We start from the raw sequence: 22864 nt of genomic DNA, 5'->3' as shown, positions 1-22864 counted from the left end.
AAGCAACTGGGATAGTTGCGCATAAGAGGAATTTTGTTCTCCAGTCGTGCGCGCTTAGTACAAGCCCGCGGCGGCTGTTATGGGATGCCGAAATCATTAGGTAAAAGTAGACCGCGACGAATGATGGTGCTGCGATATCGAAGAAGCGCTTCCAATAACGTCCGGACCGACTCATGTGAACCTACTCCTGATTCTAATTTTAGTAACATGATTTATCTATGTTATATCGGTAACGAGAGTACTTTCTTTAATTTTGTCTCCTGACGGCCCGCTCCGCATAAACCACGCAAAGTTACTGGAGCTGTAACGGTTCGAAAAGGTTTCTTGACGTGACCTCCCAACTGTCGGGGATTTGTGCAGCGGCGTCGAATGTCTGAAGATGGCCGAACGCCGGCAAATACCCGTGCCGTAATTCAACCCTGCCAGTCATCGATCGTAGTCCGGCGCTCGTCGACCCTATATAGATGGTTAGCGTGGCGACGAGTATTCACTCACATTGAGTGAGCGCGATATTGCCCATGCGCGAGCAGCATGAAGAACACCACAGCAGCTAAAGCACCAACAAATAGTGCCGCTCTTGCTACCCGCGCCCAGCTATCAATTTGTGGATCGTTCAGCGACTTATAGTCACCAGTGACGAGCCAGATAGTCGAAGCGTAGTTGAACCTACCGCCTACACGGACAGCAGCATCACTAAGGCGCGCACTTTCTGCCGGGTAGTTTTTCTCCAGCTTGGCAGAAATTTTGTTCTGCATAAGGCCGCAGCCTCCTAAGCCGATGAGCGCTAGGGCGATAAGCGCCTCGAAGATGTGCATAACGTCGACGGAGGTCATGTCGCGAAAGTTTCCTGGGTTTAATACATGCCAAGCACCAAAAGCCCGGCATTGGGGTTGCGCAATTGGCAACGATCTAGCGCCTCGGTCAAACGGCGGCTTCAGCAATGAGCTGTTCATACTTGCTCTACGGGGCAATGACTATTAGTTCGGTCGCCGTGACTATGCACCGAGAACAAAGCTGCACGGAGATTGTTACCGATATGGTGGTCTGTGTCGAATGGCCGTTCGTGGCCGGTCCGTGCCCGTCGCGGCCGATACAAGCCGGTCGCCATTGCCCTAGCACTCACAGCGAGGTTGCCACCGCGACTACTTGGACGGCTTCCTTCTCCGAGCTTCAGCGCGGCAGCGACGTGTAGATTAATTTTGCGAATGCTCGTCTTTGTCGCAGCCCGGTCAGGAAACGCAAACTCGTCTCCTGACCCGTGCTTTCTAGGCGAGCGTTACACTGACACCAAAACTCTCCGCGAAGACTGTATCGAACCGCCTGACCTGTCCCGCGTCACACAAATCGCGTTCCGCCGACCGCAAAATCGCCAGCCGATCCACAGAATCGCTGACGATGACACGGTCCACGACCGCTTTCATCGACACCTTCGCTTCTGATTTGAATCGTCGAATCTCGCGCAAGACGTCGGAGACAACGTTCGTGGTGTCGGCGATCGCGTCCGGCCCCGCGAAAACGTCGAGCAGAAACGCATCTGGCCACGGAGCACGATGAACCGACGCTTCTTGCCACCACGACCAAGTCTCCTCAGCGGCGAACGGCAAGAACGGCGCGAACAGGCGCTGGATCACTGATAAAGATTCAGTCAACGCGCAATGAGCTGACGCCGCAGCCGCCCCGGTACCGTGCGCGCGACCTTTCACGAGTTCAACGTAGTCGTCGCAATACCACCAGAAGAAGGCTTCTGTCTGTTCGAGTGCTTTGCTGTAGTCGAGCGAGGCAAGTGCATTCGTGGCAAGGTTCACGACTTTCGCAAGCCGCGAAATCATCGCCCGGTCCAGTGCTTCGGTCACGTTCACGCCGGATTGATGAGCGAAGCCGAGCGCAAACTTCGACACGTTCAACAGCTTCATCGCCAGCCGCCGCCCGTTCTTCATTTGCGTTTCGTCGAACGCGGTATCCATCCCAGGGCGCCCCAACGCAGCCCAGTAACGAACACCATCAGAGCCGTATTTATCGAGCAGCGCGATTGGCGTCACCACGTTGCCTTTCGACTTTGACATCTTTTTCCGATCGGGATCGAGGATCCAGCCTGACAACATTGCATGCTTGCATGGCAACTGCTTCGATTCAAGGTGCGACCTGACGACCGTTGAAAATAGCCACGTCCGGATGATGTCGTGCGCTTGCGGCCGCAGGTCCATCGGAAACACCTGGTCGAAGCATCCGTCCGCTTCCTCCCAACCGGCTGCGATCTGTGGCGTGAGGGAACTCGTCGCCCACGTATCCATGATGTCGGCTTCACCAATAAATCCGCCGGCTTGCCCTCTTTGATGTTCACTGTAACCGCCTGGAATGTGCGACTGAGGATCGATCGGCAATGACGACTCGTCCGGGCAGATCGGCACACCGAAATCAGGCTGTCCTTGCGAATCGAGCGCATACCACAACGGAATCGGCACGCCGAAAACTCTCTGGCGGCTGATGAGCCAGTCTCCATTCAAACCGCCGACCCAGTTCGCGTAGCGGCTGCCCATGAAGCTGGGAGACCAGCGGAGCTCATTGCCACGCTCCAAGAGGTCCTCACGAAGTGTCAAATCACGTCCGCCATTGCGCAGATACCACTGCCGCGTCGCGATGATTTCGAGTGGACGGTCACCTTTCTCGAAGAACTTAACGGTGTGTTTGATCGGCCGCGGCGTTCCGATCAAGCGGTTACTCGCCTTCAACGCCTCGACTATCCGCCGACGCGCTTCTGCAACCGGCCATCCCGCAATCTGCAGGTACGAGGCACGCGCTTCCTGCGACAGAATCCACTCCGGCACATCACGCAGCAAACGACCGTCCCTACCGATAATCGCGCGGGTTGGAAGCTCGAGTTCACGCCACCAGATCACATCGGTCAGGTCGCCGAAGGTACAAGTCATCGCGAGGCCGGTGCCTTTCGCCGGATCGGCGAGCAGGTGCGTTCTGACCGGCACGTCCATATCAAACAATGGGCAACGGACCGACCTGCCGATCAGATGGCGAAAGCGCTCGTCCTCGGGGTGTGCGACCAGCGCGACACAAGCCGGCAGCAATTCCGGCCGCGTCGTGGACACCACCACGCCGTTGCCATCGTCGTCTGCAAAGCGAAGATCATGAAAGGCGCCGCCGATCTCGCGATCCTCCAGCTCAGCTTGGGCCACGGCCGTCTGGAACGTGACGTCCCAGAGACAAGGCGCCAGTTGACGATAGAGTTCGCCGCGTTGCAGGTTTCGCAGCAGCGCGCGCTGACTTGCGCGTTGAGCGCGTTCGTCAATGGTCGCGTAGGTCAGACTCCAATCGACCGAAAGCCCCAAGCGGGTGAAAAGATCGCGGAAGGCGATCTCATCGAGCCCCGTCAGACGATGACACAGTTCAATGAAATTGCGCCGACTAACGCGAGCAAACGACGATCGCTGGGACGGCACAACATTGGGCGTGCAATAGTCTGGATCATAGGCGGCATCGAGATCACAGACGACGCCGTAATAGTTCTCCACTCGTCGTTCGGTTGGCAGTCCGTTGTCGTCCCAGCCCATTGGATAGAAAACCGTCTTACCCAGCATGCGCTGGAACCGAGCGATGACGTCAGCATGCGTGTAGCTGAACACGTGGCCGACATGGAGGGAACCCGACACGGTGGGCGGCGGGGTGTCGATCGAATACACGGCGTCTCGCTTCGCGGTGCGATCGAACGCGTATGTGCGCTTTTCGTCCCAATACAAACACCAACGCTTTTCGATGCCTTCGAGTTGTGGTTTTTCTGGCACCCGTATGGCCGAACGCCTTGGAACGTAGTGCGATAGAGCTAACTCGTCAGCGGGGACAAGATCAGGCGCGAGCGAAGAGATCCCGCGAGATAGACTGGCGGCAGAAAAGCGTGAAGGCCAAAAGGTATTGGGGAGAGAAACTGGATAACGCTGCGTGCAAGGGCGCAAACGCGTAAGGCGGGAGTAATCGGTAGAAGGCGGCTCTGTTGTGCCGGTCAGAACATCGTTACGTTTAACGGTGACATAGCATCCTCCGAAGGTGGACATGTGAAAAGTGTTCTCCCAGCTTGTGACCGGGATTCCACTTTTATAATCGATTGTGCGGCTTCCGGCAACACCCAAGTGCGTCTCGTTTGCCGGGCTCTTGAAGCTTGGCGTCGGTATCTTAGCCGGCAAGCGCCGGGAATTTCGTCGGATCTGTCGGTTGCCGACGATCTAAGAGGTAGTGCAGGACGTCTCAAAATGGCTGACGACTGCCTGGTGACGATCGACGGCACCCGACCCACAAGAGACGGTTTACCTTCTACATAACCGACCTTAGCTGTCGCGGCAGCCACGCATGCCAACAGTTCCAAGATCTATTTGTGTAAAGTTTCTTTAAACACAGCCGTTAAATCATATTTAGAGTGGTTTCCGTGTTGGGGCATATGAATAAAATTACGAAATTCGCGTATTTCGATGTTTTTTCAGGTAACACACTTACGCTCGTGGCAATTCTGTTCTACGGGAGATCGAATCATCTTGCCCCTGTGTCGATCATCGCAATTTATCTCCGCGCGAGCTTGGTCTCGGCGACCGGATTTTATTTTAAATTTATCAAACCTAAAATCTGGAATGGGTTGAAAACGTTGTCGACGAGCGTGAACGACTTTCGTCCCGAGGGCAGCGCTTCGGAAACTAAGTGAGGAACGAAGACATTTTTTTGATGTTTTATGAGAGTAGTATTTTAAAGAATTATGAGATATAAATTCCCATGAATAATATTGCGACACGAATAAAGATTGCGGTGCTTCTAATCGTGGCTTCTGGGTGGAATTTATATTTTCATCATGTTGATTTAAATCGAGGCTACATTAGCACAAATCACAATACTTTCAATCGCGCTAATGATCCGGAATTATTTGATCGTGTAGGTAATATCAAGGTGTTTTTTTCGGTCATAAGTTCATGCCTAGCAATAGCGTTGATAATATCCGCCGCCCGTATGTTTATTAAGAGAAGGAAATAGCTCTTAGCGGACACGGCACTTTTCATTTGCGCGCCCCGAATATATATCGGCTTACACTGTGCAACAGACGTGATCGCAGAGGCACGGCGCATTGTCGGCAATCTAGTCGACGTTGTCGAATGGCTGAAAGTGGCCGGTTGCCGCCCGATGCAATCGGCATACGCCGCCTGAAACTGCCGAGCCGGCTATCGGCAGCACTCTCCCCTTTGCTGCCGATCCCCATGTTGCGACCCGTGCGGCGTGTTTCGAATGTACAGCGGCCGCTCAAGCGTCGGTCAACGTGTTGGCCGCCTCCGGCTGAGCCGAATTCACTGCGTTGGAATGCGTCAAGGCCCTGACATGGTGCTTTAACTGACAGACTACATCCCGGTACTGGACCAGCATCAAGCAGTTTTATAGCCGCCTCGAACCCATTCCAGAATCGCTGTCGCGTACTCTTTCGAGTTGTCCTCCCACACGAAATGGCCGCTTTCGAGCATCAGTGAGCGCGTTCTTGGCAAGGCCCGGTCGAGGATCCTGGCGTTTTCAGGGGGCACGAGCGGATCATGCGTTCCCCAAATGCTCAAAGTGGGGGTGCGAATGCTGGGAAGCACGGCCTGCAGGGTCGGAAGATCGACAGCATAGGCACGCACGTAAGCCATCGCCTCGGCGAAACGCCGTCCGGCCGAAGACGCTCGATAGTCGTCGAGCACCTGTTGGCCCGGATTGATCCGCATCAACTGTTCGATGGCGCCGATGGCGATCTCCCCGCCATTTGCTTCGAAGGGGACTGTCGATGGAGCGTCGATCAAGTCCTTCAATGCCCCTGCCGTGAGCGCGGCGTCGGTGGCACCGCTTCCGACTACCAGGCTTTCGAACAAGTCGGAGCGGGCGTAGGCCGCGAAGAGAAGCGCGGAGGTACCAACGTCGGGCCCAATGGCATGGACACGGTCGAGGCCGAGCGCAGTGAGCATCTTCGGAATGAACGCCCCCATTGTTCGGGGTGACATCAATTCCGGCCTGCCTTCCGATTGCCCAAAACCTGGAAGGTCGACTGAGATAAGAGAAGCTTCGGTACCGAAGCTCGACCAGATTCGATCATAGGCATACAAACTTTCCGGCCAGGGACTCGTCAGCACCAAGGGGATTCCGGTGCCACCCCGGTTGCGTCGGAAGCGGATCTTCAAGCCATCGATTTCGATGAATTCCACACTCTCCATGCCCGGCGGTTCAGTCATGTCAGGTCCTTGCATCCGATGTTGTTGTGAAGCGGGCACTCTCTTCATTCGATCCCATCTTTCGCCAAGCGCTCAGAACATCGTATTCGTGTTGTTGGCCGTCTCCGGCACCGGCTGCAAAACATCCCAGTGCTCGACGATCTTTCCATCGGCATCGAAACGGAAGATGTCGACGCCCGCAGTTTCCTTGCCGCCCCAGTCCAGATAGCGCACGTGAATGAAAGCGAGGTCACCGTCGATCGCAATGCGCTTGACCTCGCACGGCACCTTGCCGACCTGCTTTATATAGCCGGAGATGAAATCGGTGCCATCCGGAAACATTGGGTTGTGCTGAATATACGGACCAGCAACCAGGCCCGGTAGCAGTTCGGACTCGCCCTTGTTGAAAACGCGTGCGTAAATGGTATCGATTGCGGCTTGAATCTGTTCTCTGTTCATGGTCTCGCCTTTGGAGGTTGCCTCTCTTCCATTAAAGTCGCTCCGATGTAGACGATCAATAGCAATTCATCCAGAATACATGTCGATTCGTCTCATTCGGATATGATGAAACCATGGAAGCATTGAACGGGTGGTTGAAAGCGGTCCGCGCTGATGGCCTTGTGCTGGTACGGACGCGCGTGGCTGGGCCGTGGGGATTCGCGGTGAAATCTCGCGATGCCGTGGTGTTCCATTTCGCGGCGGAAGGTCATGCTTTCGTTCGTCAATCTGGCACGGAAGTCATAGAGTTACGCGCAGGTGAATTGGTCCTATTCCCGCGTGGCAGTGCGCATGAAGTTGTGCATTCGAAGCGAGGCAAGACCATTGCACTCGATACGTTTCTGGCCAGGCACGATGGTGTCGTTGACCCTGATCCCAAAGCCACCACGCTCATCTGCGGCCAGTTCAACCTGGATCAGCATTTGGCGCTCCCCGCATTGCGGGCGCTTCCGCAGGCTGTACTGCTCCGCGCCGGGATGGAACCCGGACGTTCCCCACTGAGCGATACACTGCGCATGCTACGTAATGAAGTTGAGACACCGAACTTTGGCAACCAGATCGTAGTGCGGAATCTGCTTTCTTCGATGTTCGTCTACTTGATGCGCGAATGGGCGGATGTTGCTTCCCCTGCAGATAATGATTGGTTTTCGGCCTTGCGATCGCCGCAAATGACGAGGGTCCTTGCGCGGATACACGAATCACCCGAACGTGCTTGGACGCTGACGGAACTTGCCAAAGAAGCCACGTTATCGCGTGCTGCATTCGCCCGCAATTTTTGCGCCTTGGTGGGCGAGCCGCCTCATCAGTATCTGACGCGTTGGCGCATGGGCATTGCTGCACAGTTGCTGGAGGAAACCGAGCTTCGCCTTGGTGAAATCGCGGTGCGCGTTGGCTATGGGTCGGAATTCTCTTTCAGCCGCGCATTCAAGTCGGCACGTGGTATCTCACCGATCCAACACCGCCGTGAACGGCAAGGCTACATGGCTACTGGCGAGCATGAGTCTGGATCGGTTGCACCGTAGTTGATCGGCGCAACGCATGAGTCTCAGTCTTTCAGGCAAATCAGTAGAAGGTCTGCTGTCTGGTGCGGAGCCGACATTTGAATGCACGCGTGAAGGCGCGGGCCAACTTCGCTTGTTGGCGCGGTCGACGCAGGAAGACCCGTTGCTATCCTTCAGTTTTCCCAAAAGCGGCCGTTAGATCAAGATGTTGCAGGGGAACCATGATCTTAGTCAAAGCGGTCTCGCCGCGGCGCCCCACCGCAACCGTTACCCGCGACCGATATATAAAACCGTGTCACCGACACCTTTAGCAACGCAGGTGAAGAAGGTACCTGAACCTTCCGATAGTATTTCGTGACCATTAGAAAAGACGTTCCTGCCTCATGAATCCGACGGCGACAAAGGCACCCACACAGATCACGTTCCCGGCCACTCGGGGACAAGTGATGCCAAAACTCATGTTGTGCGCTATTTGCTTGGCCGTGATCTTCAACGGCGTCCATCGAAATTGGTTCGCTTCACTGAATGCGTATCCACTCGTGTTTGCGACAATCCTTTCCTTCGCATTTATTCTATGCTCGGAACGCGTTTGGGTTATCGCCGCAAATCCCAAGGTCATTCGACTTGAATCCCGCGTATTCGACAGATGCGTCCGATCCAAATCTTACGATACCTCGTCTTTCCGATGGGTTCGAGCTCGGTGGACCGGTAGCTCAGTCATCCTGGAACTTAGTACCGGAAATTCTTGGGACTGCGTGACTCTGCAACAAATCTTTCTAGCGATGGGTCAAACCCGCGAAACTTTCGCCGACGACTTAAACAGATTGCGAGAACAGGTGGCAAAAGTTCTCGGCGTGGAAGATCGCGGTTGGGAGACGTGGCCGACTGCCAAGGCAAGGCCGGCGTAACCGGCAGATGGTTTCATCTAGTTCGCGTAAGAGCGCCGGTATTGAAACCCGGACTTCTTGCTGGATGTTCCAACTAGAAATCCAACCCAATTGAATCAGAATCCAGGGTCCGGCGAGCGCCACCAATACTTCGCCATCCTGAACTTCAATCTCCACATACTTAGCAACAGTGTTGCGCGACAGGCTTGTTGGACGCGCTATCTCGCGTACCGACTTGTTCTGGCGTTAAAACATCCGCCGCGCGTTGCCAATCATCATCATCGGGATCATTCCCAAACACCCTACCGAAAAACCAGCAGAATAGGTTGATTGCTAAGCTCACTCATCGTCGCGTCGAATAGCACATTTGAGCAAGATTCCCAGCCATTTGCCGGCCCTTCAAAAGGTGTTGTGTTCTAGCGCCAACCAAGCCCCGGGGCGACATGCGTGAGTATCGATTCGATTACGTGCGCGCAGTATTCAACGCCCAGTTGGTTGGGCACGGTGAGCAGCAGGGTATCGGCCGATGCGATCGCCTCGTCCTTTGCCAGCTCCGCGATGAGCACTTCAGGTTCCGCGGCGTAGTTGCGTCCGAAGATCTTTTGGACATCGTCGTCCAGAAATCCGACCGAGTCCCGGCTCTGAGTGTCTCGCCCAAAATACATCCGGTCCTGATCGTTCATGAGCGCGAAGATGCTCCGGCTGACCGACACGCGCGGCTGTCGTGTATGTCCCGCCTCTTTCCAGGCCTCACGGTATGCGCGGATCTGCTCTGCTTGCTGGACATGAAGGGGACGGCCCGTTTCGTCGTTCTTCAATGTCGAGGTCTGGAGATTCATGCCCATCTTTGCCGCCCAAACCGCAGTTGCGTCGGAACCCGAACCCCACCAGATGCGATCGCGAAGGCCTTCAGAATGCGGTTCGACCCGCAGCAGGCCAGGCGGATTCGCAAACATGGGCCTTGCATTCGGCTGCGCAAAGCCTTTGCCGCGCAGCACCTCATAAAAGACTTCCGTGTGGTGGCGCGCCAGATCGGCATGCGTTTCGCCCTCGCCAGGTGCGTAGCCGAAGTATCGCCATCCATCGATGACCTGTTCGCCCGAGCCTCGGCTAATGCCGAGTTGCAATCGTCCACCGGCAATCAGATCGGCTGCGCCCGCGTCTTCCGCCATGTAGAGCGGATTCTCGTAACGCATGTCGATAACACCCGTGCCAATTTCGATCCTGCTGGTTTTTGCGCCAACCGCTGCAAGCAATGGAAAAGGTGATGCCAATTGTTGAGCGAAATGATGGACGCGGAAGAACGCTCCATCTGCGCCGAGTTCTTCGGCGGCGACCGCCAGGTCGATGGATTGCAGAAGCACATCTGCCGCCGAGCGTGCCCGCGAATGCGGAGAATTGGCCCAGTGGCCAAAAGAAAGAAAGCCAATCTTTTTCATGGATACATCAACCGGAGAAGAGCAAATGCAGGATCGCAGGAAGCTAGCCGAATAAGCATGCTTCGACTTTGCGGTGATCTTACTGGAACCGCGTAAACGTCGCAGAATCCAGCTCTTGCGAGTCGCTGCGAAGCGCTCATTTGAGCCGCTTCTCAAAGGCATCTCTCAGGATTGGGCGTGCCGTAGCGGCACTGGGCCAGCCTAAGCAGAACGCCAGTTGCGCCAGGGTCATCCCGTTGTCCATCGCCTGGTGTGCGTAACTGGCCATCTGTTGGCAACCGCCCTACTGAGCGTCAGCGGCGCCCGAAACTCCCGGTGCTTAGCGGCCGGCGCTTTGGCCGCCGTCGACGTGCAGGATTTCTCCCGTAATGAACGGCGCCGAATCCAGGAACAGAATCGCGTTGGTGATATCGCTCATCTCGCCCATGCTTCCCAGCGGATGCAAGGCATCGAGCATGTCGTGATATTCCGCGGGGTGCATGGGCGTCTTGATGACCCCCGGCGCAACGGCATTCACGCGAATCCCTTTCTTGGCGTACTCAATCGCCAGTGACTTCGTTGCCGCGTTCAGACCGCCCTTCGTCAGCGCGGCCAGTACCGAATACACACCGCTGATCGCCTGGTCCACGACGCTCGCAGTCACACTCACCACGTGGCCGCCCGCCTGCTTCTCCATTTCAGCGATGGCGAGCTGCGTAATGTAATAGAAGCCGGCCATATTCACATTCATCACTGCGGCGTAGTCTTCCCGTGTGTTTTCCGTGAAAGGCTTGCCAATGTAAATGCCGGCGTTGTTCACCAGCGTGTCGATCCGGCCGAACTTTGCAACGCCTTCGGAGATGACGCGTTGAGCGGTTGCGGGATCCCCAATATCACCGGCGACCGTCAGGATGTTCGGATCTTCCGATGGTTTGATCGAACGTGCCGTCGCAACGACGCGGTAATCGAGTTTGCGAAATGCCTTGACGACGTCGGCACCAATGCCTTGCGATGCGCCGGTAACGACGACAACCTTTTGTGACGTGCTCATGCTTAACTCCAGAAAAATGGTGTTGTTTGGCTTGACGCCGATTGAACCGGCGGCTCCGAAAGACCTTAATGTGGGCGCGTTGCGCTAGCTTTCGAATACCCGTGCCGGACAAACAATCTTGCGTAGCGAGAACGAATTGGCAAATCAACTGCGATACTCGCCATACCGCTTTGTGTAGCGACATATCGCAACGGTCTGGCCGTCGTCGCGCGGACGACTTTCTCTGCTTCCGTGAGAGCGGCCTTGCCCCGAAATCGGCCTTGCACTGACGGGCTTGCTTCAAGAATTAATTTCGATGCCTAGTCGGTTTTACCGCCTCATCCTCGTGTGAATCGAATAGTGATTCATTCACGCTAATAGCGGTAGAATGCCCGGATGACTTTCAGTTATTCTCCGCGCGAATGAATGACAAACTATCGACCCTTCAGCTGTTCGTACGGGTTGCCTACACATCGAGCTTCACTAAAGCCGGCCGGGAATTGGGCTTAAGCCAACCGTCGGCATCGCGGCGCATTTCGGAACTTGAGGAGGAAGTCGGCGCTGCGCTATTCGTGAGAAGCACGCGAGCCGTCACGCTGACGGAAGCGGGTACCGACTACCTCGCCCGTGTTGAAGCCATACTCTCCGCGCTGAATGAAGCGGATCACGCTGCGCGAGGAACCGCGGAGCTGCGAGGCCATCTACGCATTGCCCTGTCGACCAGTTTCGGGGTCCGCGAGGTTATCCCGAGATTAGGACGGTTCATGAGCGCACATCCGGCTTTGCACGTTGAATTGCGAATGGCCGACGAGCGGCAGGATCTGATCATCGAAGGCGTGGATGTGGCGTTTCGCTTCGGACTATTGAAGGACTCGAATGCCACCGCCACGATGCTTGGGCGCTGCCCCCGCATGCTGGTCGCCTCACCGGACTATCTGGCCAGCAGGGGAACGCCAATCGAGCCGGACGATCTCGCGGAACATACCTTCATCATGACGCCATCGGGCGCCGGAGTGCGAGGATGGAGCTTCGAGAAGGATGGACACAAGACTATGGCCCACGGAAAGGGACGCCTGACTATCTCCCTGAACGAAGGGACCACGGCTGCGGCCGTTGCCGGTCTCGGGATTCTGGCAACAGGGTTCTGGGGGTGCCGTGCCGAGCTGTCGGATGGCCGGCTCATCGCCTTGTTGCCGGACTGGGCGGTCGAGCCAATCGAAGCCAACGCTGTTTATCCCGCCGCTCGGGCCGCCCGGCCGGCCGCCCGCGCATTTGTTGCCTATCTTGCCGACGAACTCAAAGCGATCTCGGTCTAGTGGTCGTTTGCGGCCAAAGCAGAGCTTTGCTTGTCAGCTCGCGAGATATCAGCAAATTTCGCTTTGGTTCATAACGCCGACCTCGTTCAAAGCGGAGGACGGTTCAATTCAATCCATCGCTGCACGGAGGGTCTCTCCCACTGACGCGTGGCGTAATCGACCAACTTGCCCGGTACCGGATCGCCATTCAGGATGAGGCGATTTAGCATTAACGCCAGATCAGTGTCGGCGATGCACCACGTTCCAAATAGATCCGCTGTATCAGCCGAAAGCAAAGCCGTAGCCGCTGAAAACAACTTCTGCGCCGCCATGCTTGCTGCAGGGGTGAGTGGTGCTCCGCGACATCCGTAGAACACAACCTCCGTCGGGCGCTCCTGTCGGATAGGCATCAGGTCGCTACGGAGCCACGCCTGCACCTGACGTGCTCTCGCTCGAAGACGGTAATCGTGTGGATATACGATTGTCTGCGGGAATGCATCGTCGAGATATTCGGTTATTGCCGAAGACTCCGACAAACTGAAATCTCCATGCGTCAGCGTGGGTACGCGCTGCGTCAACGACTTGGCAGCGTAGCTTGCTTCGCGATTCGCATGACCGCCAAGATCCACAGTCGACAGATCAAACGGCAATTTCTTTTCGTGAAGAGCCACGAAAACCGACATGGCGTAGGGGCTCGCAAACTGAGCGTCGGCATATAAGCGAAGACGACTTTCTTCCAAAGCTTTCTCCTTGGCTGTTACTTTCGTACGGGGCTTGATGATATACGGTGATTGACCGCATTCGGCTGACAGGTATGGGCCTGTGGGCGATCACTGGCTTATGCGGCGGACGCAAGCTGCTGCGGAATTGCACGTGACTCACAGTGCGATCAGTCAGCAGATGCGCAAGCTCGAAGAGCAAGTCGATTGCCCGTTCCATGGTTGCGCGTCCTTCCTCAAGACTGCGAGCCTGTCGCTCCTGCTCGAGAAACGTTCGCTTCCAGACGGAAACGCGGTTGTATACCTTCGTTGTCATCGCGGCGTCCTCCTATAATTGTGGCGCTCGGCTGAAGGCACGCCGATAGACGGGAGATCCGATCGTGCAGACACGAATAGCTCGCCTAATCTCGGGCCTTGCTGTGATGGCTTTCACGCTGGCCGTACCATTTACTCCAATCTCGGCGCAGACTCCAGCTTCAGCCGCGCCAGATGCGGCAGCTTCCTCGGCGCCGATCAATCAAGCAACCACGAACGCGCAAGCCAATCAACCCAGTTCGTCGCCGGTTGCGCCGGGCTCCGCGACAGCCACCGCCGTAGCCCCTGGCGGGCCGTCATCGTATTCGTTTTCGGTGTCGCTACAGCCTGGAAGCCGGATAAACCTGGATCAGCCATTGCACGTCGATGTGGAGTCGGTTCCCGCAACTGCTGGAGATGTGGCGGTGGGGGCGAAATATACGTTCGCAATAGCTGCGTTGGTTATCGCCCTCATCGCTGCGATGATCACCATGCTGGTTGGGTTAAGAAACTGGCAAGCCGCCAGAATCAACCTGCTCAATACCTGTCACAAAACCTACGGAGAGATCTTCATTGAGCTCTACGATCTATCAGAGCGTCAGCGGCTTGCACCATTCGTCGGCGCGCCCGATCCGAAGTGGGCTGCCGAAGCAATAACGGCAAAGAAGCTGTTCATTCGATTGTGGAACCTGCAGTATGAAGAGTTCGTCTACTTCTACCATGGCCAGCTCATCAAGCGGGTCTTCGAAAACTGGCTGACGTACCGCTTCAAGGACTTCCGTAACCCTGCTTTCGTGCTCGATTTCGGCGTGGAAAAGGTAAGTTACCTGACATCATGGAACGACCGGAAGAGGGAGCTGGGTCCCGGCCATTTTGTTACCTTCATGGAAAAGGCCGCCGGATTTCCCGCGGCGGCGCTTCCAGCCGGCGCGGTACTCCTCGCTCCTGCAGGAGATCCGGACGGCGAGTCCAAAGCAGCAACGTCGGTCGCGATGGTCTGGTTCCGCGAGAACAAGAGTGAGATACGTGGCGGCTTCTTGTCCATCGTGGGGCAACTCTTCAATTCTTGAATTACATGCCTGCGGCTTGCCAAGCTGACCGTCCGCTTTCAAAAAAAGAGGACCTGCTCAGGGTCGGCTAAGCCTGTCGTGAATGCGCGTCCCACATCGAATCGTCAACGTCGGAAATACCCCTTTCACGGCATCGCAGCATCACGGATCCGTAACGGCGCTACACTAACGAGGCAAGCGCACGCCGGAGAAAGCCATGACAGACCTTGATCCTGATACCACTTTTCGCGGGTTGCCCCTCACCCCGGAGCAGGATGCGGAAGTGAGGCACTACATTAAATTGCAGAAGCAGCGCGGCCTGCCTTGGGACACGTCGGAGCTAAGCGCGATGCTCAAGGACATGCTACAACCCCCGGGTGACGAAGACGACGAATTCGACGCCTCGGCAGACGAGACGAAAGCAGCCGCCGAGCGCGCAATGGGTTCCGTGGAAGAAGAGATGGATGCCATCGAGGCGAGCGAGGAGCGCACTGCCGCGATGGAGTCCGAAATTATGAAAGGCCCCAAGCGGTAGAGCACGCGGCACCGATTACGGAGTTGCCCTCATCGGCGCCGTGCGTGCGCTTTCCAAGCTTGAGCGCAAGTCGTCGGCGCTTCAGGACACAGGGCCGCGATAGGTCCGCCGGATGAACTCAAGGCGTTTCTCGCGACCTTGCAGCGCAACGGGCCGGCAAGAGATGATTTCAGTCTTAAGCAGCCGGATACGAAGCGTTTGCCCGTGTCGCCTCGATCAGAGACGTAATCCGCTCCTGATCGGCCGGTGTCGCCGGGTTGTAGACAACCATCTGCAGATCCGGCCGCCCATCGACCGCGAAGGAAGAGTATTCCAGCGAGATCGGCCCGAGCACGGGATGGCGCAGATGCTTGACCCCGTCGCCGTAGGTCTGCACCTCATTGTCCCGCCACATGGCGGCGAACTCGGGACTTGACCGGCACAGTTCATCGACGAGCGGCGCCACTTCGGCGTCGGCGCCAGCGCGTGCGGCATCGATCCGGAAGGCGCTCACCACGAAACGGGCCACGCTTGCCCAATCGAACTGCGCAGCACGGACGCGGGGATCGCAGAAGATCATGCGCAGGATGTTTCGTTGTTCGGGCGGCAAAGAGCCGTAGTCGGTGAGCACGGCCGCAGCCGCGCGGTTCCACGCAACCACGTCCCACGTCGCCGTCCTGACAATCGCCGGGCTATACGGCAACGCCTCGAGCAGGCGCTGCAGCCGCGGTGTGATCGCGTCACCGCCGCGATAGCGGACTTCGGGCGGATGCCCGAGGCCAAGCAGGAACACGTGTTCGCGCTCGACCTCCGTCAGCATCAGTGCCTTGGCTATTCGGTCCAGCACGTCGGCCGACGGATTGCCGCCGCGCCCCTGCTCCAGCCACGTGTACCAAGCCGCACTGATATTGGCGCGCTGCGCCACCTCTTCCCGGCGAAGCCCCGCCGTGCGCCGCCGGCTGCCGGAAAAGCCAAAGCTCGCGGGGTCGAGCTTCGTGCGCCTGTTCTTCAGATAATTGCCGAGGCGGTTGTCGTTCGCGCTCGCACTCTCGTTCTGGTTCGCGTAGGGCATGTCCAACCTGTCAGGAGGTATACCTGGATAACGTCACTATTTTAACGGGATGATCTTACCTCGTACATTGCCCTCTCGATCATTTGGGAAAGCATCGCATGCCTGTCTTTGTCCGGCGAAAGCTCGCGCCGATCCCCGGAATTGACTAACCTTGTCAAAACATCCCGCAACGGAGTCCTGGCATCGATAAAGCGCGCCGCCGGTCGCCAGACTCTCTGACCAATCGAGAATATTCATCCGATGCCTACCGACATTCCAGAGCCTCAAGCTGTTTGCGATTCCATCTCCCGCAGCGCGATCTTCATGGTCGCCACGCTCAAAGCCGGTCCCGATAGCGCAAGCACGGTGCGCGCGTTATGCGCTGACGTCGCCGGCCTGGTTCGTGCAGTGGGCACGCGCGCGCCTCCGGCCAACCTCTCGTGCGTGTGCGGGTTCAGCTCTGACGGTTGGGATACGCTTTTCGGCGCGCCACGCCCCGCGAACCTGCATGCGTTCCGCGAGTTTGGCGAGGGCGCACGCCGCGCGATTGGCACGCCCGGGGACCTCCTGCTGCACATCCGCGCGGACCATATGGATCTCTGCTTTGAACTTGCCGCTTTATTGATGGAGCGCATGGGCGACGCGGTTTCTGTCGTCGATGAAGTCCATGGCTTCCGCTATTTCGACCTGCGCGACATGGTGGGCTTTGTCGACGGCACCGAAAACCCGAGGGGCCGCGAGGCGGTCGAGTTCGCCCTGATCAGCGATCAGGATCCGGCATTTTCGGGCGGCAGTTATGTGATGGTGCAGAAGTACCTGCACGACATGGCTGGCTGGGACGCACTTCCAGTCGAGGCGCAGGAACGCATTATCGGCCGCAAGAAATTATCCGATGTTGAGCTTGCAGACGGAATCAAGCCGTCGTCTTCGCACAGCTCGCTGACGACGATCGAAAAGGACGGTCAGGAAGTGAAAATCCTGCGTCACAACATGGCATTCGGCCGCCCGGGCGCGGGCGAGTTTGGAACCTACTTTATAGGCTATGCGAGTTCGCCCGAGCCAATCGAGCAGATGCTGGAGAACATGTTTGTCGGACGCCCTCCCGGCAACTACGACCGGCTTCTCGACTACAGCCGCGCGGTCACTGGTGGCCTGTTCTTTGTTCCATCGGCTTCCATGCTGGAGGACCTTGCGGATCGTGATCCGCAGGCGTCGGCGAATGAATCGGCCCCGGCTGGGTGATTGCTGGAACCGGTAACACGCGCTCGCGTTGCTACGCCAGGAATCGTGGCTGGCAACGCTGCTCCGTTAAAACGAAACGCTTTGGATAACTTACAACCTGAAAGCGCCGCTACGCCCCTCAAAAAGATGACTTGCGGGGAATCCATACAAATAGATTAAGCCGATAAATAGCGCGTATTTAAAGCGGCACGCGGACCACGCACGCTCTCATCGACGACGAAGCCGCGAATACATAGACCTTCCCTACTCACGGGCCCCAAGCTTACAAACCTTAGCAGCCCTTCGACCTGCTCTTGTCATCCGCACGACACCTGCCCCCGTCACGATGGAAATCTGGCATCGCACATTCTCGGCGAAAGATCCGCTTCGACAATAGAACGAGACGTGTTGCATCAGCCAGCAATAACCAGATCCGCGCGCCGCAAGAAGGCACGCTCGACGCGGCGAGGACGCTCGCGGGGAACTGCTCTCCAGCGTCTGATCGCCATCGCAATAGCCGCAATTGCCCCAGGAGCGAGTTATGCATGATGTGGCAGAGTCCGAGAGGTTACAGAGCAACGGTGTGAAATCGGTCCAGCAGTACATCGACGAGCACCCGATGTGGCCCGATGGAACACATCTCGCGTCGGTGCCCATGACCGGGATGCAATGGCGCATCTGGGCGCTGGCCGCAGCGGGAAAGTTCTTCGAAGGATTCGTCGTTTTCATGACGGGCGTGGCGCTCCCGCTGATCTCCCGCGAGTTCGGCATCAGTGCGGCACAGAACGGCTTCATCAGCGCCGCGAGCCTGATGGGCATCCTGGTCGGCGCGGTAGGTCTCGGCGGCATGTCCGACTACTTCGGGCGTAAGCGGATGTTCATCGTGGAGATGATCATTTTCGTGGCGTTCCTGATGCTGCTCGTTCTTTGCACCAACTTCACCTCGCTCGTGATCTGCCTGTTCGGACTCGGCGTGGCGCTCGGCTGCGACTACCCGACCGCGCACATGATCATCTCCGAAAGCATCCCGAGCAGCAGCCGGGGCAAGCTCGTGCTGGCCGCGTTCGGCTTCCAGGCGTTGGGCGCGCTCGGCGGTACGGCGGTGGGCTTCCTCGTGCTCTCGACCATCCCCACCCTCGACTCATGGCGCTGGATGTACGGCACGGCGATCATCCCGGCGCTGGCGGTGACCATCGGCCGCTTCTATATCACCGAAAGCCCGAGCTGGCTGCATATTCGCGGCGCGGTCGACCGGGCGGAAGCCGCTGCGCAGCGCTTGCTGGTGCGCAGCCCGCAGTACCCGACGAACATTGCGTTGTCGCGCGAAATGGATATGGCCGCCTCCGGTCACGGCGGCAAGCAGAGCTTTTTTGCGCTGTTCGCGCGGCGCAACCTGCGAGCCACGATCCTGGCTTCGGTACCGTGGTTCCTGCAGGATCTCGGCACGTACGGCATCGGCATCTTCACGCCGACCATTCTCGCAGCGGCGTTCGGCAGCAAGCCCGATCATGTCCGCAGCGTCAGCGACCTGATACTGAACGACATACTCGCAGCCAAAGGCTCCGCCCTCATCACCATGCTGCTGATCGTCGGCATCATTTTCGCGGTCATCCTCGCGGACCGGGTCGGACGGATCTGGCTGCAAGTGGTCGGCTTCATCGGCTGCGCGGCAGGCTTGCTGATTGCTTCGTTCTCCGATGGTTTTGAAGGCTCGACCAAGACCGTGGTGATTTTCGCCGGCTTCATGCTCTTCAATTTCATGACCAACCTGGGTCCGAACGCACAGACCTACCTGCTGGCAGGCGAAGTGTTTCCGACCGCCATTCGCGGCACCGGCGCCGGGTTCGCGGCAGCCGTCGGCAAGATCGGCGCGGTCGCGACCGCATTTCTTTTCCCCATTCTGCTGACGGGCATCGGCACCGGTCCGCTTCTCTACATTCTCGTGGCCACATCGATTCTCGGCGCCGTGGTGACGTGGATGTTTCGCATCGAGACAAACGGCGTGAGCCTTGACGACATTGGAAAATAAGCGCGCGTTCACGCACCGCCATGAACTTCCATTTGCAAGAGTTGGTTCCAGTATCGCGACGGAGACCTGCATGACCAAGCTCTATAAAAACCCGGCACGGCGGTTGCGCCCGCACCGGTTCGCCGCCCTGCCGCTGTGCATGGCTGCGTTCTGCCTGATGGCGAGCGCAGTGGCCGATGCGCAGGACCTTACATTGACCGAAACCGGCTCGACCTTGATGTATCCGCTCTTCACGACCTGGGTGGCCGAGTACACGAAGTCGCATCCCGGCGTCCACATTACGGTGGGCGAGACCGGCTCCGAGGCCGGTATCCAGCAGGTGCTGGCGGCCAAGGTTCACATCGGCGCATCCGACGCCTATATGTCCGATGCCGAGATGCGGCAACACCCGCAGATCATCAACATCCCGCTGGCGATTGCCGCGCAGACGGTCAACTACAACCTGCCCGGCCTCAACGCGACGCACCTCAAGCTGGACGGGCCCGTGCTCGCCGCCATCTATAGCGGCGAGATTCGCAACTGGGATGCGCCGCAGATCGCCGCGCTCAACCGGGGCGTGGCGTTGCCGCATAATCCGATCGTGCCGATCCATCGCGCCGAAGGCTCTGGAGACACCTTCGTGTTCACCCAGTTCCTGTCGTTCTCGACGCCCAGTTGGGAAAGCAGCCAGGGATACGGCACGTCCATCTCATGGCCTGCTGTGTCCGGCAGTACGACCGCAACGGGAAACGCCGGCATGGTGCAGGCGCTGCAGGCGACGCCCTACTCGATCGGTTATGTCGGCGTCAGTTTTACTGACAAGCTGGCGGCCGCGCATCTGGGCACCGCCGCCCTCAAGAATGGAGCAGGCGAGTTTGTCACGCCGAGCAAAGACACGATCACGGCGGGCGCTGCTTCGCTCGGTCCGCGCACACCGGCTGACGAACGTCTGAGCCTTGTGTTCGCGCCGGCATCGGGCGCTTACCCGCTCGTCAATTACGAGTACGCCGTCGTTTCCACAAAACAGCCTGACGCCACGACCGCGGCGGCGTTGCGCAGGTTCCTGCTTTGGTCGATCGTGCCGTCCGAGACCAATGAGGCATACCTCGATACCGTGCACTTCATTCCGCTCCCGCCGCATACGTGGGAACTGAGCCAGGCGCAGGTCCAATCGATCAAGTAAGCGCCGTTCAAGCGGAATCTTCCAGCGGGCGCGGCAACCCGGTTCGTTGTCGTGTGCCGCCTTCGCTGCGGGATCACTGCACCACTTACGCACCGTCCATCGCAAGAAAAGTGCCGGCATCCGGACAACACACTGGAACTTTGTGCGTTGTCCGAAACAACCGGGTCAAACTAAATCAATCAGTGGCCGCTGTGCAAGTGCGCTGCTTTCTTGGCCGCATGTTCAGCGTGCTCGCCCGCGTGCAGCCCATGACCATGCGCCAGGTGGGCATGGTGGCTCGCACTCTCGTGATCGCCGGCTTCGGCGTGCTTGGCTGCTTCGCGATGATGCTTGGCGGCCGAATCAAGGTGCTTGGCTGCTTCGTGATGATGGTGATGAACTTCGTGTTGATCGCTCATGGAAGTCTCCGGTATCTGCAACAGGGCTCACTCCACAATAGGAGTGAGCGTCACCACGATAGTGAAATGCGGTGTCACTTGCGTGAACCCGATCGGGCTATCGCAAAGGTGCTGTAACTGGAGATTACGAGGCACGTTGGCCCTGCGTTCAATCCGATGAAACCGCAAGCGTCATGCGCGTCATGCGCGTCGTGCACCGATTATGCGTAGCGTGCAAGAAACATATCGGCGGCGGATTCAGCTACTTGCTTTTGTTCAGCCTTGCCGAGGGGCCGCTGCCCCATTGTCACCTGCGGCCAGAAAGCAAACGCCTTGACGAGAGCCTGCAATTGCTGCGAGGCGAACACAGGGTCCGATGTCTTGAGCCGGCCATCGGCGGCGGCAGCGCGTATCCACACAGTCAGGTCCTCTTCACGCTCGCCCATGCGGGCCACCATGTCGCGTGCGCGCTCCGGCGAATGGATGCCTGCCGCGATCGCCACGCGCGCGAGCGACAGGAACGCTTCGTTGTTCAGAAGACTCAGTTTTTTCAACAGCAACTGGAGCAACTGCGCGCGCAACGGCTCAGAGCCGGAATAAGCGGGCGCCTCTCCCGAATCACTCGAGTCCCACAACTGCCGCAGGATGGCGGCGAACAGCGCTTCCTTGCTTGGAAAATGGTTGTAGACCGTGCGCTTCGATACCCCCGCGCGGGCTGCGATGCGGTCCATGCTGGTTGCGTCGAAACCCGCCGCGAGAAATTCTTCGATAGCCGCAGCGATCACCGCAGCGCGCTTGCGATCGGTCAGGCGGAGCGGGTTTGAGGCTAGGTTCGCAGTGAGATTGGCAGTAGCGTTCATCGACAAATTTTACACCAGGCAGTTTACTTTTTTATAGGATAAACTACACTGCACAGTCTACTTTCCGTATCGGGACGCCACACCATGACATCGTTCACCGGTTCTATCCGCCGTGCTTTGGGGCTGACCGCAGCGCAACGCGGTCGCGAATCGTTCGACTCCTCAACCCAGCACGACGGCGAGCGCTTCCGTAATGTCAAGCCTCGTCCCGTGGAAGGAATCGGCAAGACCCTGAGCATAGTTTGGAATATCCTGCTGCATAAACCGGCCGGCACCGTGCCTGCAAGCCCCTTGCCCGTCGATGCGCTGACGCGCGAACAACTCGACGCAGCGCCTGACCAAAGCTTGTTTCGCCTCGGTCATTCAACCATGCTGATTAAACTGCGCGGTCAGTTCTGGCTGACCGACCCGGTCTTCGCTGAACGGGCATCGCCGTTCCGGCGGTTTGGCCCCAAACGCTTTCATGCACCGCCCATTGCGCTCGCCGACTTGCCGCCGCTGCGCGGCGTGATTCTGTCCCATGACCACTACGACCACCTGGACCGCGAGACGGTGCTTGCGCTTGCGGATTCCACGAGCGTGTTCCTGACGCCGCTAGGCGTGGGCGACCGGCTGATCGAATGGGGTATCGACGCGTCGAAGGTTCGTCAGTTCGACTGGTGGCAGGGCGTGGAGATCGACGGTCTTGCGTTCACGGCAACACCTTCGCAGCATTTTTCCGGCCGCAGTCTCTTCGATGGCAACAGCACCTTGTGGGCCTCGTGGGTCATCGTCGACGGCGATTTGCGCGTCTTCTTCAGCGGCGACACAGGCTACTTCGACGGCTTCAAGACGATTGGCGAACGGCTCGGTCCGTTCGATATAACGCTGCTCGAAACGGGCGCCTACGACGCCCAATGGCCGTACGTGCACATGCAGCCCGATGAAACCGTGCAGGCCCACCTCGACCTGCGCGGCCAGTGGCTGATGCCGATCCACAACGGCACCTTCGACCTGGCGATGCATCGCTGGCAGGAGCCGTTCGAGCGCGTGATGGGGCTCGCCGGTGCGCATGGCATTCCGCTCGCAACGCCACGCATGGGAGAACGGCTGGATCTGGCCGCGCCGCACCGCGGTCAGCGGTGGTGGCGCGAGGTGGCCGAGGTCGTGCAAGCGCCCAGGACATTGCGGCGCCGGTTTTTCTGTCGCAATGCGGGTGAAGCAAATTCGTAGGGCTAACTATCGACGCTCGGCGCTCTTGA

General features: G+C 58.0%; 19 protein-coding genes. 9 read left to right on the top strand and 10 right to left on the bottom strand.

Going from position 1 to position 22864, the window contains the following annotated elements; translation table 11 throughout:
• Window positions 1-491 precede the first annotated feature (491 nt).
• From ACSOSP_RS27020 to ACSOSP_RS27005, 4 genes are all read right to left on the bottom strand, one after another.
• Entirely contained in the window at window positions 492-833 is a 342-nt protein-coding gene (locus ACSOSP_RS27020; RefSeq protein WP_455311480.1) for a hypothetical protein, read from the bottom strand.
• A 432-nt stretch (window positions 834-1265) separates the two neighbouring features.
• Complete coding sequence (gene valS / locus ACSOSP_RS27015) at window positions 1266-3794, bottom strand: valine--tRNA ligase (RefSeq protein ID WP_455311478.1); 2529 nt, start codon at window positions 3792-3794, stop codon at window positions 1266-1268.
• 1611 nt (window positions 3795-5405) lie between these two features.
• Entirely contained in the window at window positions 5406-6239 is an 834-nt protein-coding gene (locus ACSOSP_RS27010; protein ID WP_455311477.1) for an alpha/beta fold hydrolase, read from the bottom strand.
• Between the two features lie 72 nt (window positions 6240-6311).
• Window positions 6312-6677: a nuclear transport factor 2 family protein gene (locus ACSOSP_RS27005; protein ID WP_455311476.1), complete on the bottom strand. Its 366-nt coding sequence runs from the start codon at window positions 6675-6677 to the stop codon at window positions 6312-6314.
• A gap of 113 nt (window positions 6678-6790) precedes the next feature.
• Between ACSOSP_RS27005 and ACSOSP_RS27000 the strand changes: the two genes are divergently transcribed.
• Window positions 6791-7738, top strand: coding sequence for an AraC family transcriptional regulator (locus ACSOSP_RS27000; RefSeq protein WP_455311475.1), 948 nt, complete (start codon window positions 6791-6793; stop codon window positions 7736-7738).
• A gap of 1282 nt (window positions 7739-9020) precedes the next feature.
• On the opposite strand, the gene ACSOSP_RS26995 is transcribed toward ACSOSP_RS27000, so the two are convergent.
• Complete coding sequence (locus ACSOSP_RS26995) at window positions 9021-10043, bottom strand: LLM class flavin-dependent oxidoreductase (RefSeq protein WP_455311473.1); 1023 nt, start codon at window positions 10041-10043, stop codon at window positions 9021-9023.
• 319 nt (window positions 10044-10362) lie between these two features.
• Window positions 10363-11073, bottom strand: coding sequence for an SDR family NAD(P)-dependent oxidoreductase (locus ACSOSP_RS26990; protein WP_455311471.1), 711 nt, complete (start codon window positions 11071-11073; stop codon window positions 10363-10365).
• 401 nt (window positions 11074-11474) lie between these two features.
• Between ACSOSP_RS26990 and ACSOSP_RS26985 the strand changes: the two genes are divergently transcribed.
• Window positions 11475-12368: a LysR substrate-binding domain-containing protein gene (locus ACSOSP_RS26985; protein WP_455311470.1), complete on the top strand. Its 894-nt coding sequence runs from the start codon at window positions 11475-11477 to the stop codon at window positions 12366-12368.
• Window positions 12369-12454: 86 nt separating this feature from the next.
• On the opposite strand, the gene yfcF is transcribed toward ACSOSP_RS26985, so the two are convergent.
• On the bottom strand, window positions 12455-13087 hold the full coding sequence (yfcF, locus tag ACSOSP_RS26980) for a glutathione transferase (protein WP_455311469.1): 633 nt from the start codon (window positions 13085-13087) through the stop codon (window positions 12455-12457).
• Between the two features lie 100 nt (window positions 13088-13187).
• Between yfcF and ACSOSP_RS26975 the strand changes: the two genes are divergently transcribed.
• From ACSOSP_RS26975 to ACSOSP_RS26965, 3 genes are all read left to right on the top strand, one after another.
• Window positions 13188-13400 carry a helix-turn-helix domain-containing protein gene (locus ACSOSP_RS26975; protein WP_455313691.1) on the top strand — a complete coding sequence of 71 codons (213 nt, stop codon included), beginning with the start codon at window positions 13188-13190 and terminating at the stop codon, window positions 13398-13400.
• 46 nt (window positions 13401-13446) lie between these two features.
• Window positions 13447-14430 carry a hypothetical protein gene (locus ACSOSP_RS26970; protein ID WP_455311468.1) on the top strand — a complete coding sequence of 328 codons (984 nt, stop codon included), beginning with the start codon at window positions 13447-13449 and terminating at the stop codon, window positions 14428-14430.
• 196 nt (window positions 14431-14626) lie between these two features.
• Window positions 14627-14944 carry a hypothetical protein gene (locus ACSOSP_RS26965; RefSeq protein ID WP_455311467.1) on the top strand — a complete coding sequence of 106 codons (318 nt, stop codon included), beginning with the start codon at window positions 14627-14629 and terminating at the stop codon, window positions 14942-14944.
• Between the two features lie 175 nt (window positions 14945-15119).
• Here the strand turns inward: ACSOSP_RS26965 and ACSOSP_RS26960 are convergent, their stop codons facing one another.
• Complete coding sequence (locus ACSOSP_RS26960) at window positions 15120-15995, bottom strand: helix-turn-helix transcriptional regulator (RefSeq protein WP_455311466.1); 876 nt, start codon at window positions 15993-15995, stop codon at window positions 15120-15122.
• Window positions 15996-16235: 240 nt separating this feature from the next.
• Between ACSOSP_RS26960 and ACSOSP_RS26955 the strand changes: the two genes are divergently transcribed.
• From ACSOSP_RS26955 to pstS, 3 genes are all read left to right on the top strand, one after another.
• Entirely contained in the window at window positions 16236-17216 is a 981-nt protein-coding gene (locus ACSOSP_RS26955) for a Dyp-type peroxidase (RefSeq protein WP_455311465.1), read from the top strand.
• 520 nt (window positions 17217-17736) lie between these two features.
• On the top strand, window positions 17737-19224 hold the full coding sequence (locus ACSOSP_RS26950) for an MFS transporter (protein WP_455311464.1): 1488 nt from the start codon (window positions 17737-17739) through the stop codon (window positions 19222-19224).
• 70 nt (window positions 19225-19294) lie between these two features.
• Window positions 19295-20386 (top strand): phosphate ABC transporter substrate-binding protein PstS, encoded by a 1092-nt coding sequence (gene pstS / locus ACSOSP_RS26945; protein ID WP_455311463.1) that lies wholly within the window; start codon window positions 19295-19297, stop codon window positions 20384-20386.
• A gap of 179 nt (window positions 20387-20565) precedes the next feature.
• Here the strand turns inward: pstS and ACSOSP_RS26940 are convergent, their stop codons facing one another.
• Together ACSOSP_RS26940 and ACSOSP_RS26935 are read right to left on the bottom strand one after the other, a co-directional pair.
• The gene (locus ACSOSP_RS26940; RefSeq protein WP_075583274.1) at window positions 20566-20784 is read right to left on the bottom strand and encodes a hypothetical protein; all 219 of its coding nucleotides are present in this window, start codon (window positions 20782-20784) and stop codon (window positions 20566-20568) included.
• Window positions 20785-20984: 200 nt separating this feature from the next.
• Window positions 20985-21623: a TetR/AcrR family transcriptional regulator gene (locus ACSOSP_RS26935; protein WP_455311462.1), complete on the bottom strand. Its 639-nt coding sequence runs from the start codon at window positions 21621-21623 to the stop codon at window positions 20985-20987.
• An 84-nt stretch (window positions 21624-21707) separates the two neighbouring features.
• Here ACSOSP_RS26935 and ACSOSP_RS26930 point away from each other — a divergent pair, with 84 nt between their 5' ends.
• Complete coding sequence (locus tag ACSOSP_RS26930; RefSeq protein WP_455311460.1) at window positions 21708-22835, top strand: MBL fold metallo-hydrolase; 1128 nt, start codon at window positions 21708-21710, stop codon at window positions 22833-22835.
• Window positions 22836-22864: the final 29 nt, after the last annotated feature.

It is taken from the genome of Caballeronia sp. KNU42, from assembly GCF_053760385.1.
Note: the sequence above shows the minus strand (reverse complement) of the source record. Positions and strands in the feature narration are given on the sequence as shown.

Coding starts and splice junctions, on each gene's coding strand:
- ACSOSP_RS27000 (WP_455311475.1), top strand. CDS start 6,791: ATGGAAGCATTGAACGGGTGGTTGAAAGCGGTCCGCGCTGATGGCCTT.
- ACSOSP_RS26975 (WP_455313691.1), top strand. CDS start 13,188: ATGCGGCGGACGCAAGCTGCTGCGGAATTGCACGTGACTCACAGTGCG.
- ACSOSP_RS27005 (WP_455311476.1), bottom strand. CDS start 6,677: ATGAACAGAGAACAGATTCAAGCCGCAATCGATACCATTTACGCACGC.
- ACSOSP_RS26940 (WP_075583274.1), bottom strand. CDS start 20,784: ATGAGCGATCAACACGAAGTTCATCACCATCATCACGAAGCAGCCAAG.
- ACSOSP_RS26990 (WP_455311471.1), bottom strand. CDS start 11,073: ATGAGCACGTCACAAAAGGTTGTCGTCGTTACCGGCGCATCGCAAGGC.
- ACSOSP_RS26985 (WP_455311470.1), top strand. CDS start 11,475: ATGAATGACAAACTATCGACCCTTCAGCTGTTCGTACGGGTTGCCTAC.
- ACSOSP_RS26965 (WP_455311467.1), top strand. CDS start 14,627: ATGACAGACCTTGATCCTGATACCACTTTTCGCGGGTTGCCCCTCACC.
- ACSOSP_RS26995 (WP_455311473.1), bottom strand. CDS start 10,043: ATGAAAAAGATTGGCTTTCTTTCTTTTGGCCACTGGGCCAATTCTCCG.
- ACSOSP_RS26960 (WP_455311466.1), bottom strand. CDS start 15,995: ATGCCCTACGCGAACCAGAACGAGAGTGCGAGCGCGAACGACAACCGC.
- ACSOSP_RS26930 (WP_455311460.1), top strand. CDS start 21,708: ATGACATCGTTCACCGGTTCTATCCGCCGTGCTTTGGGGCTGACCGCA.
- ACSOSP_RS26935 (WP_455311462.1), bottom strand. CDS start 21,623: ATGAACGCTACTGCCAATCTCACTGCGAACCTAGCCTCAAACCCGCTC.
- ACSOSP_RS27010 (WP_455311477.1), bottom strand. CDS start 6,239: ATGACTGAACCGCCGGGCATGGAGAGTGTGGAATTCATCGAAATCGAT.
- pstS (WP_455311463.1), top strand. CDS start 19,295: ATGACCAAGCTCTATAAAAACCCGGCACGGCGGTTGCGCCCGCACCGG.
- ACSOSP_RS26950 (WP_455311464.1), top strand. CDS start 17,737: ATGCATGATGTGGCAGAGTCCGAGAGGTTACAGAGCAACGGTGTGAAA.
- ACSOSP_RS27020 (WP_455311480.1), bottom strand. CDS start 833: ATGACCTCCGTCGACGTTATGCACATCTTCGAGGCGCTTATCGCCCTA.
- ACSOSP_RS26955 (WP_455311465.1), top strand. CDS start 16,236: ATGCCTACCGACATTCCAGAGCCTCAAGCTGTTTGCGATTCCATCTCC.